This is a genomic window from Streptantibioticus silvisoli (assembly GCF_027947535.2).
Lineage (GTDB): Bacteria > Actinomycetota > Actinomycetes > Streptomycetales > Streptomycetaceae > Streptantibioticus_C > Streptantibioticus_C silvisoli.
In genome coordinates this window covers 1-15,754 of record NZ_JAAGKO020000032.1, presented here as the reverse complement: position 1 = coordinate 15,754, position 15,754 = coordinate 1, and the positions used below count along the sequence as shown (strand labels likewise).

Annotated in this window: 11 protein-coding genes; 10 read left to right on the top strand and 1 reads right to left on the bottom strand. The window is 74.8% G+C overall.

The features are described from left to right. The first annotated feature begins 117 nt into the window (after positions 1-117). Positions 118-4,194, top strand: a complete 4,077-nt coding sequence (locus tag POF43_RS21190) for a glycosyltransferase family 2 protein (RefSeq protein WP_282704698.1) — start codon at positions 118-120, stop codon at positions 4,192-4,194. Continuing rightward, the gene (locus POF43_RS21185; protein WP_282704697.1) at positions 4,191-5,708 is read left to right on the top strand and encodes a DUF5719 family protein; all 1,518 of its coding nucleotides are present in this window, start codon (positions 4,191-4,193) and stop codon (positions 5,706-5,708) included. The genes POF43_RS21190 and POF43_RS21185 overlap by 4 nt, the downstream gene beginning before the upstream one ends. 22 nt (positions 5,709-5,730) lie before the next feature. Here POF43_RS21185 and POF43_RS21180 read toward each other — a convergent pair whose 3' ends face one another. Then, positions 5,731-6,294 carry a metallopeptidase family protein gene (locus POF43_RS21180; protein WP_271325837.1) on the bottom strand — a complete coding sequence of 188 codons (564 nt, stop codon included), beginning with the start codon at positions 6,292-6,294 and terminating at the stop codon, positions 5,731-5,733. A gap of 363 nt (positions 6,295-6,657) precedes the next feature. Between POF43_RS21180 and POF43_RS21175 the strand changes: the two genes are divergently transcribed. The 8 genes from POF43_RS21175 to POF43_RS21140 all read left to right on the top strand — a co-directional run bounded on the left by POF43_RS21175 (position 6,658) and on the right by POF43_RS21140 (position 15,415). Next, positions 6,658-7,026 carry a DUF3499 domain-containing protein gene (locus tag POF43_RS21175; RefSeq protein ID WP_282699029.1) on the top strand — a complete coding sequence of 123 codons (369 nt, stop codon included), beginning with the start codon at positions 6,658-6,660 and terminating at the stop codon, positions 7,024-7,026. Positions 7,027-7,519: 493 nt separating this feature from the next. Further along, positions 7,520-8,881 (top strand): phosphomannomutase/phosphoglucomutase, encoded by a 1,362-nt coding sequence (locus POF43_RS21170; protein WP_271325822.1) that lies wholly within the window; start codon positions 7,520-7,522, stop codon positions 8,879-8,881. Positions 8,882-9,158: 277 nt separating this feature from the next. After that, positions 9,159-9,341: a Trm112 family protein gene (locus tag POF43_RS21165; protein ID WP_271325821.1), complete on the top strand. Its 183-nt coding sequence runs from the start codon at positions 9,159-9,161 to the stop codon at positions 9,339-9,341. Positions 9,342-9,460: 119 nt separating this feature from the next. Next, positions 9,461-10,594, top strand: a complete 1,134-nt coding sequence (locus POF43_RS21160; RefSeq protein WP_271324753.1) for an SIS domain-containing protein — start codon at positions 9,461-9,463, stop codon at positions 10,592-10,594. A 144-nt stretch (positions 10,595-10,738) separates the two neighbouring features. Then, positions 10,739-11,950, top strand: a complete 1,212-nt coding sequence (manA, locus tag POF43_RS21155) for a mannose-6-phosphate isomerase, class I (RefSeq protein WP_271317299.1) — start codon at positions 10,739-10,741, stop codon at positions 11,948-11,950. A 54-nt stretch (positions 11,951-12,004) separates the two neighbouring features. Continuing rightward, positions 12,005-12,949, top strand: a complete 945-nt coding sequence (locus POF43_RS21150; RefSeq protein ID WP_271324752.1) for a cation diffusion facilitator family transporter — start codon at positions 12,005-12,007, stop codon at positions 12,947-12,949. 285 nt (positions 12,950-13,234) lie between these two features. Beyond that, the gene (ahcY, locus tag POF43_RS21145; protein WP_271317301.1) at positions 13,235-14,689 is read left to right on the top strand and encodes an adenosylhomocysteinase; all 1,455 of its coding nucleotides are present in this window, start codon (positions 13,235-13,237) and stop codon (positions 14,687-14,689) included. 81 nt (positions 14,690-14,770) lie between these two features. Further along, positions 14,771-15,415, top strand: a complete 645-nt coding sequence (locus POF43_RS21140) for a hypothetical protein (RefSeq protein WP_271324751.1) — start codon at positions 14,771-14,773, stop codon at positions 15,413-15,415. Positions 15,416-15,754 lie beyond the last annotated feature (339 nt).

The window sequence follows — 15,754 nt, the reverse complement described above, 5'->3', positions numbered from 1 at the left end:
GTGGGTGGCCGTCCGAGACACGCGGTAGACGCCTCGGGTGTGTCCGGCCCGTCAGGACACGCCAACGGCCCGCCCCGCGCGTCCACCGCAGTCCAGCGAACCGGGGCCCGCACCTCGATGTCCGTGCACAGCCAACAGGGCGCGTACTCCGCCCCCGCAGCGGCCTTCCACCCCGCCCACCAGGCGGCGTTCGGCTCCGCCCACCCGCCGGAGTTCCGCCGCCACATCGTCACCGCGGTCCTCGTCGCCCACGACGGCGCCCGCTGGCTGCCCGCGGCCCTGGCCGGCCTGCTCGGCCAGGAACGCCCCGTCCAGGACGTCGTCGCCGCCGACACCGGCAGCGGCGACGACAGCGCCCGGCTGCTCACCGAGGCCCTCGGCGACCAGCGCGTCCTGCACCTGGCCCGCCGCACCGGCTTCGGCGCCGCCGTCGCGGAGGCCGTACGCGCCGTGCCGCCGGTCAGCGCCGAGGACCTGCCGTACCTCCAGCGCCCCAGCGCCTGGGACCCGGTCACCCGCACCTGGAACGACGAGGTCTACGACCAGCCGCAACAGGACCCCGACGACACCGTCCAGTGGCTGTGGCTGCTGCACGACGACTGCGAACCGGCCCCCGACGCCCTCGGCGAACTGCTGCGCGTCGCCGACTCCACCCCGTCGGCCACCGTCATCGGCCCCAAGGTCCGCAGCTGGTACGACCGCCGCGCCCTGCTGGAGGTCGGCGTCAGCATCGCCCGCTCCGGCCGCCGCTGGACCGGCCTGGAACGCCGCGAACAGGACCAGGGCCAGCACGACCAGGTCCGCCAGGTGCTGTCGGTCTCCTCGGCCGGCATGCTCGTGCGCCGCGACGTGTGGGAGCAACTCGGCGGATTCGACCGCCACCTGCCCCTGATGCGCGACGACGTCGACTTCTGCTGGCGCGCCCAGGCCGCCGGACACACCGTCCTCATCGCCCCCGACGCCGTGCTGCGGCACGCCGAGGCCGCCTCCCGGGAACGCCGCACCGTCGACTGCGCCGGCCGCTCCGCGCAGAACCCGCACCGCGTCGACAAGTCCGGCGCCGTCTTCACCCTGCTGACCAACACCCGCGGCGCCCTGCTGCCGTACGTCCTGCTGCGCATCGTCATCGGCACCCTGCTGCGCACCCTGGGCTACCTCGTCGGCAAGGTCCCCGGCCAGGCGCTCGACGAGGTCGCCGGCCTCGCCGCCGTCCTGCTGCGCCCCGAACGCCTGCTGGCCGCCCGCCGCGACCGGGGCCGGCCCGTCGTCGCCCCGGCCGACCTGCGCCAGCTCTTCCCGCCGCCCGGCGCCACCATCCGGGTGACCGCCGAACAGGTCTACAGCAACCTCGCCGGCCGGTCCGCCGACGAGACCTCCTCCGCCGGACGGCACGGCAGCGCCCTGGAGTCCGGCCCCGGCGACGACGCCGACTTCCTGGAGATCGAGCAGTTCGCCCGGCTCAGGCGCATCGCCCGCAAGCCGGGACCGGTGCTGTTCGCCGTCCTGCTGCTGGTCTCCCTCGTCGCCTGCCGCGGCCTGCTCGGCGGCGGCTCGCTGATGGGCGGCGCCCTGCTGCCCGCCCCCGGCGACGTCGGCGACCTGTGGGGCACCTACACCGGCGCCTGGCACTCCATCGGCACCGGCAGCACCCAGGCCGCCCCGCCGTACCTGGCCCTCGTCGCCATCGCCTCCTCCGTCCTGCTCGGCAGCACCAACCTGGCGCTGACCCTGCTGCTGGTCGCCTCCGTGCCGCTGGCCGGCTTCGCCGCCTACTTCGCCTCCCGCCCGCTGGTGGAGTCCCGGCTGCTGCGCGCCTGGGGCGCGGTGCTCTACGCGTTCCTGCCCGCCACCGCCGGCGCCCTGGCCGGCGGCCGGCTCGGCACCTGCGTCCTGGCGATCGCCCTGCCGCTGATGGCCCGCGCCGCGGTCGCCGCCACCGGCCTGACCGCCAAGCCCGGCAACCGGCCCAGCTGGCGCGCCGCCTGGTCCTACGCCCTGGCGCTCACCGTCACCACCGCGTTCACCCCGGTCGTGTGGCCGATCGCCCTGCTGCTGGCCGTCATCACCCTGGCCGGCCGGGCGGTACGCGGCCGCAAGGCGCTGCTCGTCCCGCAACTGCTGCGTTTCCTCGCGGTGCTGGGCACCCCCATGGTGGTGCTGGCGCCCTGGTCGCTGACGCTGCTCAGCCACCCGGCGACCTTCCTGCGCGAGGCCGGACTGCCCTACCGCGGCGGCCAGGCCGGCGCGCTGGACCTGCTCGCGCTCAGCCCCGGCGGCCCCAAGGCCGCCACCGGCCTGCTCTTCGCCGGCATCGTGCTCGCCGCCCTCGGCGCCCTGCTGCGCGGCGACCGCCGCCGCGCCGTGCTGGCCGCCTGGATCGTCGCGCTCACCGGCCTGCTGGCCGCCGCCGTGCAGAACAACACCGCCTGGGCCGGCCCCACCACCCTGATCGCCGGCCTCGCCCTGATCGCCGCCGCCGCCGTCGGCGCCGAAGGGGCCCGCGAACGCATCTCCGCCTCCGGCTTCGGCTGGCGCCAGCCGGTGGCCGGCCTCATCGTCATCGCCACCGCGATCGCCCCGGTCGTCGCCGCCTTCACCTGGATGATCGGCGGTGCGGCGGGACCGCTCCAGCGCCGCGACCCCGCCCAGGTGCCCGCGTTCGTCGCCGACGTCAGCGACACCGGCGCCCAGCCGCGCACCCTGGTGCTCGACGGTGTCCCCGGCCACGTCCGCTACACCCTGATCCGCGGCGCCGGCAACGAACTCGGCGCTGCCGAGATCACCGCCGAGACCGGCGACAGCTCCAGCCTGGACAGTGTGGTCGCCAACCTGGTGGCCGGCTCCGGCGCCGACCAGTCCAGCCGGCTCGGCGGCTACGACATCGCCTACGTCCTGCTGGAACCCGGCGCCCCCGCCGACATGAACCGGGTCCTCGACACCACCCCCGGCCTCAGCCGCCTCAGCCAGACCGGCGGCTCCGAGGTCTGGCAGGTCGGCACCTCCGCCTCCCGGGTCACCATCACCGCCCCGCAGGGCACCACCGGCACCGCCGCGAACCCGGTCCCCGTCGACTCCGGCCGCGTCGAGGCCCACACCACGGTGCCCGCCGGCCCGGCCGGCCGCACCCTGCGGATCGCCGACGCCGCCGCCCCCGGCTGGCACGCCACCCTCAACGGGTCGCCGCTGGCCCCCACCACCGTCGACGGCTGGTCCCAGGGCTTCGACCTGCCCGCCGCCGGCGGCCGTCTCGACCTCACCTACGACAGCCCGCTCACCCACACCGCCTGGCTGGTGCTCCAGGGCTTCCTCGCGCTGGTCGCCGTCGTCATGGCCCTGCCGGGCCGCCGCAGCGAGGCCGACGACGACCTGCCGGAGGAGGCCGCCGCGGCCGCCGCCGGATTCGCCGAGGCCGCGCCCGACGGCGACGGCCGCCGCGCCCGCCGGCTGCGCGCCGCCGCCGAGGCCGAGGTCGCCGCCCAGGCCGAGGCCGGCACCGGCCCCGACGACGCCGCCCCGGCACCGCACGAGCCGCCCCCGGCCGCCCCCGACGACGTCCCGCCCACCGACCCCGCCGACCCCGGCACCGGCGAGCAGCCCGTCGTACCGCAGCAGGGCGTCTCCCACGACGGCGTACCCGAGCAGCCGGCCGTTCCGCACCAGCACGTACCCCAGCAGGGGTACGACGAGTGGAACAACGCCTACGGCTACCCCCAGCAGCCCGCCGAGTACGCCGGCTACCCCGCCCCCGGCCAGGACGCCGGCCAGTACCCCGTCGCCCAGGACTACGGCACCGGCGAGTACCCGGCCGCCAACGGCTACCCGGCCGACGCCTACGGCACCGGCGAGTACCCGGCGGCCACCGGCACCGGCGAGTACCCGGCCGCGCAGGACTACGGCACCGGCGAATACCCCGCCGCCAACGGCTACCCGGCCGGCACCTACGGCACCGGGGAATACCCGGCCCAGGACTACGGCACCGGGGAGTACCCCGCCGCCCAGGACTACGGCACCGGCGAATACCCCGCGCAGGACTACGGCACCGGCGAGTACCCGGCCGGCCAGTACCCGCCGTACCAGCAGGGCGCCGAGTACACCGACCAGTACGGCTACCCGCAGCAACCGCAGCAACCGCAGCCGCCGGCCTACGACCCCGCGTACGACCCGGCCTACGGCGAGGGGAACGAGCAGCAGTGAAGCGCACCACCATCTCGCTCATCGGCGGAGCGGCGGCGCTCGCCGCTGTCTTCGGCGTCGCCACCGTCGCCGCCCCCGCCCCGCCCGCCGCGCCCAAACCGCTGCCCGCCTCCGCCGAACGCCAGCCGGTCCAGCGCACCACCTTGATGTGCCCGGCGCCGGCCCCCAACGACTACGACAGCAGCGTCTACACCGCCTACACCCCGCCCGCCCTCCACCCCGGCGGGCCCACCGGCGGCACCGCGGACCTCACCCCCGTCGACCAGACCGACGGCGTCGGCGACACCATCGCCACCCCGTCCGCCCACGCCAAACCCGTCACCCCGCTCACCGTGCCGGGCAAACCCGTCGTCACCGACGGCGCCAAGACGCCCTACCCGGTCATCGGCAGCGCCGACGGCGCCCTGGCCCCCGGCTGGTCCGCCCAGATGACCACCACCATCGACGCCGGCACCGGCATGGGCCTGCTCGGCACCGCCTGCGCCCAGGCCGGCACCGACTTCTGGATCCCCGGCGCCTCCCTCGCCAGCAGCCGCCAGGACTACGTCCACCTGACCAACCCCGACAGCCAGGCCGCCACCGTCGACGTCAGCCTCTACGACGCCAAGGGCGCGGTGAAGCTCTCCGGCAACACCGGCCTGACCGTCCCGGCCCGCTCCAGCGTGCCCGTCCTGCTGTCGACCCTGCTCAGCGGCGACACCGCCGGCGACGTCACGCTGCACGTCCAGGCCCGCGACGGCCGGGTCGCCGCCGAGGTCCAGGCCATGAGCAAGACCACCGGCTCCGACTGGATCCCGCCGTCCGCCACCCCCACCACCAGCGCCGTACTGCCCGGCATCCCCAAGGACGCCACCTCGGTCCGGCTGATCGGCTACGCCACCGGCGGCAACGACGCCGACGTCAAGGTCCAGCTGCTCACCCCGGCCGGCCCCATCACCCCGGCCGGCCACGAGACCATCGACCTCAAGAGCGGCGTCACCACCTCCGTCGACCTGCCCAAGCTCACCCAGGGCCAGGTCGGCTCGCTCGTCCTCAGCCCCGCCCCCGACTCCGGCCAGGCGGCCCCGTTCGTCGCCGCCCTGCAGGTGGTACGCGGCCACGGCGGCAACGAGGAGATGGGCTACATCCCGGCCACCGACCCGGTCGGCGCCCGCTCCACCATCGACGACAACCGCTCCACCAGCGGCAGCACCCTGGCCCTGGCCGCGCCCGACGGCGACGCCACCGTCAAGGTCACCAGCTCACAGCCGTCCAAGGGCGGCAGCCCGGCCACCACCACGGTCACCGTCAAGAAGGGCACGACGCTCCAGGTCACCCCGCCCGCCCCGACCGGCTCAGGCACCTTCGCCCTCACCGTCGTGCCGGTCTCCGGCGCCCCCGTCTACGCCTGCCGCGAGCTGACCGCCTCCGACGGCGACGGCCTGCCGGACTTCACGCTCCAGACCATGCCGGACGACGGCGGCTACGTGGCCGTACCGCAGGCCGCGCAGGACCTCACGGTCGCCGCGCCCTGACCGCCGCGGTCCCCCGCGACCGTCACTCCTCGCCGTACCGGGGGTCGACGGACTCGGGGGACAGCCCCAGCAGCTCCGCGACCTGCTCCACGACGACCTCGTGCACCAGCAGCGCCCGCTCCTCGCGGCCCTTGGCCCGCACCTCGACCGGGCGGCGGTAGACCACGATCCGGTTCGGCGACCCGCGGCCCGGCGCGCCCGCCGGGATCAGCCGGCCCAGCGGCACCACGTCGTCCGGCTCCTGACCGGACCCGGGCGGCGGCGGCACCTCCTGCACCGCGAACTCCACCTCCGCCAGCTGCGGCCACCGCCGCTCCAGGCGGTCGGCGGCATCGCGCACCAGATCGTCGAAGGCGTCGGACCTGCTGACCGACAGCGGCACCTGCGGGGGAGCGACCGGGCCGCGCATACCGCGGCCGTGCCGGTCGCGGCGGCGCACCGGACGCCCCGGCACCGCCGGGGACGGCTGACCCGGCGCCGGGCCGGAGGCGGCTCCCGACGGCTGGCCGGAAGGCTGACCCGACGCCTGGCCCGAGTGCGGGCCGGGCGTCGGGCCGGGCGCGTGAGGCGGAACGGACATGTCCATCACGTGCAGCGTAGCCGCCGCCCTCCCCTCCCCGTGCCCCCCGGCACGACCACACCGCTCGCGGCCCCCTCGTGACGGCCCCGGCCGCCCGGCGTACAACCCCGGTGATGTCCCGCAATGCGCGTTCACTACCCAAACCGGACCGATCGCATCCCCGTTCGCGACCACTCGCGGTACGGTCCGCGACACGATCGGTGACGTTTCGTGACCGCCGCGCCCGCGCCGTCCGGGCCCGCGACCCCCGCGCCGCAGCTCGGCGCCGGTCACGAGAACGGCCTACCGCGGGCCGCCGCGACGACACGACCGGACGAGGTCGCCGAGAGTCGTCGCGGCCCGCTCAAGAGTGCGGTACCGTCCAACGTCGTGAGCCCTGTACGTCGTTGTTCGCGCACCGCGTGCGGCCGCCCGGCCGTCGCGACGCTGACGTACGTCTACGCGGACTCCACAGCCGTCCTCGGCCCCCTCGCCACCTACGCCGAGCCGCACTGCTACGACCTGTGCTCCCAGCACTCCGACCGGCTCACCGCGCCGCGCGGCTGGGAGGTCGTCCGGCTCGCCGTCGACACCGGCCCGGCCCGCCCCAGCGGCGACGACCTCGAAGCCTTGGCCAACGCCGTCCGCGAGGCCGCCCGCCCCCAGGAACGCCCCGCGCCCCCCGGCTCCCGCGACGGCGACCCCGTCGAGGTCGCCCGCCGCGGCCACCTGCGCGTCCTGCGCTCACCCGACCAGTAGGACTTCCGGCCGGCAGCGCTTGCGGCCCGGCCCGTAGGGGCCTGCGGCAGTGGTCCGGTCCGCCCGCGTCGGCCGCGTCCCGCGTGAGTCGCCTCCGCCGGGTACGCCTCCGCACCGGTCGCACCGGTCGCGCCGCCCGCGTCCCGCGTGAGCCGCCTCCGCACCGGTCGCGCCGCCCGCGTCCCGCGTGAGCCGCCTCCGCACCGGTCGCGCGGCCCGCGCCCGCGCCCGCATGAGCCACCTCCGCCCGCACCGGCCCGCCGCCCGGGACATCCGCACCGCCCGGGACGCCCGCCGCCATCAGCCGTCCCCGCCGTCAGCCCCCGTGACCCGCCGTCACCCCCGCCCGTGCGACCCCGTACCGCCCGGCCGCCGGGCGGTACGGCGGCCCCGCGCCGACCGGCCTGCCGGCCACCGCGGCCCCGGCCGGTAGGTTTGACGCCGTCGTATCACCCGACGCGCCGCCCCGCGCTTGTTCAACCTGGAGCCAGCTGTGCCCGATCTGACGCAACTCGTGAAGGCGTACGACGTCCGGGGCGTCGTCCCCGACCAGTGGGACGAGACGCTCGCCGAACTGTTCGGCGCCGCCTTCGTCACCGTCACCGACGCCTCCCGCATCGTCATCGGACACGACATGCGCCCGTCCTCCCCCGGCCTGTCGCAGGCCTTCGGCCGCGGCGCCGCCTCCCGGGGCGCCGACGTCGTGCGGATCGGCCTGTGCTCCACCGACGAGCTGTACTACGCCTCCGGCGCGCTCGGCATCCCCGGCGCCATGTTCACCGCCAGCCACAACCCGGCCCAGTACAACGGCATCAAGATGTGCCGGGCCGGCGCCACCCCGGTCGGCCAGGACACCGGGCTCGACGACATCCGCCGCCTCACCGAGGAGTGGGCCGTCTCCGGGCCGCCCGCCACCGACGCCACCCCCGGCGGCGGCACCGACCAGGACGTCCTCGCCGACTACTCCGCCCACCTGCGCGGCCTGGTCGACCTCACCGGCATCCGCCCGCTCAAGGTCGTCGTCGACGCCGGCAACGGCATGAGCGGCCACACCGTGCCCACCGTCCTGGACGGCCTGCCGCTGGACGTCGTGCCGATGTACTTCGAGCTGGACGGCACGTTCCCCAACCACGAGGCCAACCCGCTCGACCCGAAGAACATCACCGACCTGCAGGCCGCCGTCCGCGAGGCCGGCGCCGACCTCGGCCTCGCCTTCGACGGCGACGCCGACCGCTGCTTCGTCGTCGACGAACGCGGCGAACCCGTCAAGCCCTCCGCCATCACCGCCCTGGTCGCCTCCCGCGAACTGGCCAGGAACGGCGGGACCGGCACGATCATCCACAACCTGATCACCTCCTGGTCGGTGCCGGAGATCGTCAAGGAAGCCGGCGGCATCCCGGTGCGCACCCGCGTCGGCCACTCCTTCATCAAGGGCGAGATGGCCCGCACCGGCGCCATCTTCGGCGGCGAGCACTCCGCGCACTACTACTTCCGCGACTTCTGGAACGCCGACACCGGCATGCTCGCCGCCCTGCACGTCCTGGCCGCGCTCGGCGAGCAGGACCGCCCGCTGTCCGAACTCGTCGCCGCCTACGACCGCTACGCCTCCTCCGGCGAGATCAACTCCACCGTCGAGGACCAGGCCGGCCGCGCCGCCGCGGTCCGCGCCGCCTTCGACGGCCGCGACGGCGTCACCTTCGACGACCTCGACGGCCTCACCGTCACCGGGCCCGACTGGTGGTTCAACCTGCGCCCGTCCAACACCGAGCCCCTGCTGCGGCTCAACGTCGAGGCCCGCGACGACGCCGGGGTCGACCGCCTGCGCGACGAGGTCCTCGCCATCGTGCGCGCCTGACCCCCGGCCGGTCCGGGCCGGCCGGGGCCGCGAAGGACAACGGCCCAGGTCGGCAGGGTGCCACGGGTGGTGACACGGGGGGTGACACGGACGCGCGCGGTACGCGGCGCACCGCGCCCGCGTACCGCCCTTCCCGGGGCCGGGCATCACCGCCCGGCCCCCGGACGTCACCCCATCAGCGGTAGTCTGGGCTGGCCGCGCGCCCCGGCCCCCGTTCACCGAACGGCACCGGGACGCACCGCAGTCCGGACGAGACCACCCGCGAAGAGGACCGCCCATGCCGCTCGAAGCCAGCCTGCTGGACATCCTCGCCTGCCCCGCCTGCCACGCGCCGCTGCGGGAGAGCGAGCCGGACGCCGACCCCGAGCTGATCTGCACCTCCGACACCTGCGGCCTGGCGTACCCGGTCCGCGACGACATCCCGGTCCTGCTCGTCGACGAGGCCCGCCGCCCCGCCTGACCGCCCCGCGGTCCACCCGCACCACCGCCCCCGCCGCCGGCCGCGCCCGACGCCGGCGGCAGGACCGTACGACGGTAGGAACAGGGCGGTACGAGGCCGCCCCGAGGCCGGAGGACCCCATGTTCGACGAGTCGCTGCTCGACCGCCCCGACGACCTCGCCCGCGCCGACACCACCGGGCTGCTGCGCGGCGCCGCGTCGGCCGGCGCCCGGGTGCGCACCGCCGCCCGGCTCGCCGCCGAGGCCGGCGTCGGCGACCTCAAGCCCGACGGCCGCCCCCGCACCGTCCTGGTCGCCGGCCCCGGCGACACCCCCCGGCGCCTCGCCGACCTGCTCGGCGCCCTCGCCGCCTGCCCGGTGCTGCCGCTGCCCGCCACCGGCGACGCGCCCACCGCACGCGAACGCCGCTGGACGCTGCCCGGCTGGGCCGGCCCGCTCGACCTGCTGCTGATCGCCACCGCCGACGGCACCGAACCCGGCCTCGCCCTCCTGGTCGAACAGGCCTACCGGCGCGGCTGCACGATCAGCGCCGTCACCCCGGCCGCCGGCCCGCTCGGCGCCGCCCTCCAGCAGGCCCGCGGCTTCCTGCTGCCGTTCGCCACCGCACCGCACGGCGAGCCGGGCACCGACCCCGGCACCTTCTGGGCGCAGCTGACCCCGCTGCTCGCGCTGAGCGACCGCATCGGCCTGCTGTCCGCGCCGCCCGGCACCCTGGCGGCCATCGCCGACCGCCTCGACACCGCCGCCACCCGCTTCGGCCCGGCCGCCGACACCTACGGCAACCCCGCCAAGACCCTCACCACCGAACTCGCCGACCACCTCCCGCTGTTGTGGAGTTCCGGCCCCGGCACCGAGGCGGTCGCCCGCCGCTTCGCCGACCTGCTCACCGCCCGGGCCGGCCGCCCCGCGCTCGCCGCCGCGCTGCCCGAGGCGCTCACCGTCCACGGCGCCCTGCTCGTCACCCACGGCCGGACCGCCCCGGCGGACGACGACCTCGACGACTTCTTCCGCGACCGCGTCGAGGAACCCGACACCCTGCGCCCCCGCGCCGTGCTGTTCCGCGAACCCGGCGACACCGCGGGCCCCCGCGCCCTCATAGCCGCCCGCGCCGCCGCCGACGACCGCGGCACCCCCGTCACCCAGCTCGACGCGCCGCCCGGCGACCGGCTCGAAGCCCTCGCCGAACTCCTCGCGCTCACCGAGTTCGCCGCCGCCTACCTCGCGCTCACCCCGACCGGGGACACCCCCGCATGACCGGCCGCCGCACGACCCCCTGCCGCGCACCCGCCCGCCCCGGGGCCCGCCGTCCCGGCACCACCGGCCGGCCGCCGCACCGCACACCGCACCGTTTCCACGGCTGAACGCCTGAGAAGCCCGAGAGAGGGAAGACCCGACCGCATGGACCGCCTCGTCACCACCGTGCGCCCGTACGCCTGGGGTTCGACCACCGCCATCCCCGGACTGCTCGGCACCGAACCCACCGGCGAACCGCAGGCCGAGATGTGGATGGGCGCCCACCCCGGCGCCCCCTCCCGGGTCGACCGCGGCGACGGACCGGTCCCGCTCGACGCCCTCATCGACGCCGACCCGCGCGGCGAACTCGGCGACGCCGTCGTCGACCGCTTCGGCCCCCGCCTGCCGTTCCTGCTGAAGATCCTCGCCGCCGGCACCCCGCTGTCCGTCCAGGTCCACCCCGACCTCGACCAGGCCCGCGCCGGATACGCCGACGAGCAGGCCCGCGGCATCCCGGCCGACGCCCCCGACCGCAACTACCGCGACCCCAACCACAAACCCGAACTCATCTGCGCCCTCGGCCCGTTCAACGGCCTGTGCGGCTTCCGCCCGCCCGCCGAGGCCGCCGACCTCATCGAACGGCTCGACATCGGTGAGCTCAAGCCCTGGGCCGACCTGCTGCGCGCCCGCCCGCACGGCGACGCCCTGCGCGAGGTCCTCGCCGCGATCCTCACCGCCGACCGCGACACCCTCGCCCCGGTCGTCACCCGCGCCGCCCGGGCCGCCGCCCGCCTCGCCGCCGACGAACCCGACGCCCCGCACGCCGCCGCCTACGCCGCGTACGCCCGCGCCGCCGAAGCCTTCCCCGGCGACCCGGGCGTCATCGCCGGCATGCTGCTCAACCACGTCACCCTCCAGCCCGGTGACGCCCTCTACCTCGGCGCCGGCATCCCGCACGCCTACTTCGACGGCCTCGGCGTCGAGATCATGGCCAACTCCGACAACGTCCTGCGCTGCGGCCTGACCCCCAAGCACATCGACGTCCCCGAACTCCTGCGCGTCGTCCGCTTCGAGCCCACCGCCCCCGGCGTCCTGCGCCCGTCCGCCCCGGACGGCCCGGCCGGCGAGCAGCTCTACGACGCGCCCATCGACGAGTTCCGGCTCTCCCGCCACGACCTCGACCCGGCCGCCGCACCCCGCGCCCTGGACCACCGCACCCCGCAGATCGTGCTGTGCGTCGCCGGGCACGCCACCCTCACCGCCGCCGACGGCACCCCACTCACCCTCGGCCCCGGCGAATCCGCCTACCTGCGGGCCGGCGAACACGCCACCGCGGCCGGCGACGGCACGGTCTTCCGCGCCACCGTACGCGTCTGACCCACCGCACCGGCCCCACGCGGCCACTCGCCCACGGAAGGAACCCCCGCACCCATGAGCGCGTCCGGCGGAAACAGGGCGATCATCGCCGCCCTCGGAGCCAACCTCGCCATCGCCGCCAGCAAATTCGTGGCGTTCGCCTTCAGCGGCTCGTCCTCCATGCTGGCCGAAGGCGTGCACTCCCTCGCCGACTCCGGCAACCAGGTCCTGCTCCTGATCGGCGGCAAACGCGCCAAGAAGGCCGCCACCGACGAACACCCCTTCGGCTACGGCCGCGAGCGCTACGTCTTCGGCTTCCTGGTCTCCGTCGTCCTGTTCACCCTCGGCGGCGTCTTCGCGCTCTACGAGGGCTTCGAGAAGGTCCGCCACCCGCACCCCGTCGACGACTGGTACTGGCCGGTGGGCGTGCTGATCTTCGCCATACTCGCCGAGGGCTTCTCCTTCCGCACCGCCATGCGCGAGGCGCAGGACCTGCGCGGCAGCCAGAGCTGGGTGCAGTTCATCCGCCGCGCCAAGGCCCCCGAACTGCCCGTCGTCCTGCTGGAGGACTTCGGCGCCCTCATCGGCCTGGTCCTCGCCCTGGCCGGCGTCGGCCTGGCGGTGCTCACCCACGACGGCGTCTGGGACGGCGCCGGCACCCTGTGCATCGGCACCCTGCTGGTCTGCATCGCCCTCGTCCTCGCCGCCGAGACCAAGTCCCTGCTGCTCGGTGAGGCCGCGGGACCGGAGACCGTCACCGCCATCCGCGCCGCCGCCGTCGACCACGCCACCGTCACCGGCGTCATCCACATGCGCACCCTGCACCTCGGCCCCGAGGAACTCCTGGTCGCCGCCAAGATCGCGGTACGCCACGACGACACCGCCGCCCAGGTCGCCGCCGCCATCGACGCCGCCGAGGCCCGCATCCGCACGGCCGTGCCGATCGCCCGCGTCATCTACCTCGAACCCGACATCCACCACGGCACCGCCGCCCCGCCGGGCACCGCAGAGCAGCCGTAACACCCCGCCCGACCCGCTGGATTCGGCCTTGTGGCCCAAAGCTGCCTCCACCGAACGCGCCCACCGGTGTAGATTCGGCCCAGCCAGACGTCGCTGCTGATGGCGGTCGGGCGACCCGGTACGCACCGGATCGTCCGAGGGAGAGAGGGCCTCCGACGGGCTGTGTTGCGCGACCAGGACCGGAACACCCACCGGTCCCTTCCGGCATGGCGTCATCCGCCGCCGTGCCGCCGCAGCGCGACCAGCGTTGCCCACCCTCGACACGACCACCCAGGAGCGCTCCGTATGACCACGACCTCCGCACCCGACTTCAAGGTCGCCGACCTGTCCCTGGCGTCCTTCGGCCGCAAGGAGATCAACCTCGCCGAGCACGAGATGCCCGGCCTGATGTCGATCCGGGCCGAGTACGCCGCCGCCCAGCCGCTGGCCGGCGCCCGCATCACCGGCTCGCTGCACATGACCGTGCAGACCGCCGTCCTCATCGAGACCCTGGTCGCCCTCGGCGCCAAGGTCCGCTGGGCCTCCTGCAACATCTTCTCCACCCAGGACCACGCCGCCGCCGCCATCGCGGTCGGCCCCGAGGGCACCCCCGAGGACCCGCAGGGCGTACCGGTCTACGCGTGGAAGGGCGAGACGCTCGAAGAGTACTGGTGGTGCACCGAGCAGGCCCTGACCTGGGCCGACAGCCCCACCGGCGGCCCCAACATGATCCTGGACGACGGCGGCGACGCCACCCTCCTGGTCCACCGGGGCGTCGAGTTCGAGAAGGCCGGCGCCGCGCCCGACCCCTCGACCGCCGACAGCGACGAGTTCCGGATCGTGCTGGAGCTGCTCAACCGCACGCTGACGGAGTCGCCCAACAAGTGGACCCGGCTCGCCTCCGAGATCCGCGGCGTCACCGAGGAGACCACCACCGGCGTCCACCGCCTGTACGAGATGCAGCGCGACGGCGTGCTGCTCTTCCCGGCGATCAACGTCAACGACGCGGTCACCAAGTCGAAGTTCGACAACAAGTACGGCTGCCGCCACTCGCTGGTCGACGGCATCAACCGCGCCACCGACACCCTCATCGGCGGCAAGGTCGCGGTCATCTGCGGCTACGGCGACGTCGGCAAGGGCTGCGCGGAGTCGCTGCGCGGCCAGGGCGCCCGGGTGATCATCACCGAGATCGACCCCATCTGCGCCCTCCAGGCCGCGATGGACGGCTACCAGGTCACCACCCTGGACGACGTCGTCAGCACCGCCGACATCTTCGTCACCACCACCGGCAACAAGGACATCATCCTGGCCGCCGACATGGCCAAGATGAAGCACCAGGCCATCGTCGGCAACATCGGCCACTTCGACAACGAGATCGACATCGCCGGCCTGGCCGCCATCCCCGGCATCGTCAAGGACGAGGTCAAGCCCCAGGTCCACACCTGGACCTTCCCCGAGGGCAAGAAGATCATCGTGCTGTCCGAGGGCCGCCTGCTCAACCTGGGCAACGCCACCGGCCACCCGTCGTTCGTGATGTCCAACAGCTTCGCGAACCAGACGATCGCCCAGATCGAACTCTTCACCAAGCCCGAGGCGTACCCGACCGACGTCTACGTGCTCCCCAAGCACCTCGACGAGAAGGTCGCCCGCCTCCACCTCGACGCCCTGGGCGTCAAGCTCACCACCCTGCGCCCCGAGCAGGCCGCCTACATCGGCGTCCCGGTCGAGGGCCCCTACAAGTCGGACCAATACCGGTACTGACGTTCCGCACCCCCCGAGCGCGGGCCCCCGTCGGCTTCTCCGGCGGGGGCCCCGCCCGTTGGCGAACCGAAAGCCCCGACCATGCCACGCGGCCGCTACTCGTTCCATGATCCGCACGACCACACCCCCCTCGGCGACGAGCACTTCCACTGCGCCACCGGACCCTCCGGCTGGCGCTACACCGCCCGCACCACCGCGACGGACGGTTCCGGCACCGGCTCCGTCGACCTCACGACCGACGAGCTGGGCCGGCCTATCCGGCTCGAACTGCACGCCGGCGGCTGGCAGGTCCGCGGCGCCGCGCTCGACGGCGTCACCTGGGTCCGCACCGCCCCCGCCACCGGCACCCCGGGCGCGGACCCCGCCGACGACCGCGGTGAGGAGCACAACGCCCCCGTGCCCGCCTTCACCGGCACCTCGCCGGCCTTCCTGGTCGCGACAGCCCGGCTGCTGCGCCTGGCACCCACCGCGCCGGCCACCCGCATCCGCCTCATCGCCCTCACCTCCCCGGTCCTCGCACCCCGCACCGTCGACCAGTCCTGGTCGCTGGTCGCCAGGACACCACACGCCACTGACAACGGCCCCCTGATCGTGGACGAATACCAGGTCAGGGCCCTCGACACGGGGGAGCAGTACGCCGTCCACCTGGCCGGCGACGTGGTGCTGTCCGCCCCCGGCGTCGAGTTGGAGGACCTGGAGTCCCCGCCCTCCGAGTTCACGATGTGACTCGCCCCCTCGCGAGCTGCTAATCTTCAACTCGCCTCGCAAACCCCGTTGACACGGGGTGAGGGGGAGGGTAGGTTAGAACGGTTGTCGTCAATCGGATCTGATACGATACGATAGAGACACCGGGCAGGATCTGCCCCTCTCGCTCCACCGAAGGAATTCGGCGGAGCGCAAAACCTCCGAAATTCCACCGGATAAAGCGTCCCGCTGAATCTGATAGAGTCGGAGACACCGAAGGGAAAGCCCGGAGCGGCCGGTGAAACGGTCTCGAAGGTAGCTTCCGTTCCTTGAGAACTCAACAGCGTGCTAAAAGTCAACGCCAAATATGTTGATACCCCG

What these genes read in the sequence shown, in the direction of transcription:
- POF43_RS21190 (WP_282704698.1), top strand. Translation starts at nt 118, where the DNA reads ATGTCCGTGCACAGCCAACAGGGCGCGTACTCCGCCCCCGCAGCGGCC.
- POF43_RS21180 (WP_271325837.1), bottom strand. Translation starts at nt 6,294, where the DNA reads ATGGACATGTCCGTTCCGCCTCACGCGCCCGGCCCGACGCCCGGCCCG.
- POF43_RS21165 (WP_271325821.1), top strand. Translation starts at nt 9,159, where the DNA reads ATGCCGCTCGAAGCCAGCCTGCTGGACATCCTCGCCTGCCCCGCCTGC.
- POF43_RS21160 (WP_271324753.1), top strand. Translation starts at nt 9,461, where the DNA reads ATGTTCGACGAGTCGCTGCTCGACCGCCCCGACGACCTCGCCCGCGCC.
- manA (WP_271317299.1), top strand. Translation starts at nt 10,739, where the DNA reads ATGGACCGCCTCGTCACCACCGTGCGCCCGTACGCCTGGGGTTCGACC.
- POF43_RS21150 (WP_271324752.1), top strand. Translation starts at nt 12,005, where the DNA reads ATGAGCGCGTCCGGCGGAAACAGGGCGATCATCGCCGCCCTCGGAGCC.
- ahcY (WP_271317301.1), top strand. Translation starts at nt 13,235, where the DNA reads ATGACCACGACCTCCGCACCCGACTTCAAGGTCGCCGACCTGTCCCTG.
- POF43_RS21140 (WP_271324751.1), top strand. Translation starts at nt 14,771, where the DNA reads ATGCCACGCGGCCGCTACTCGTTCCATGATCCGCACGACCACACCCCC.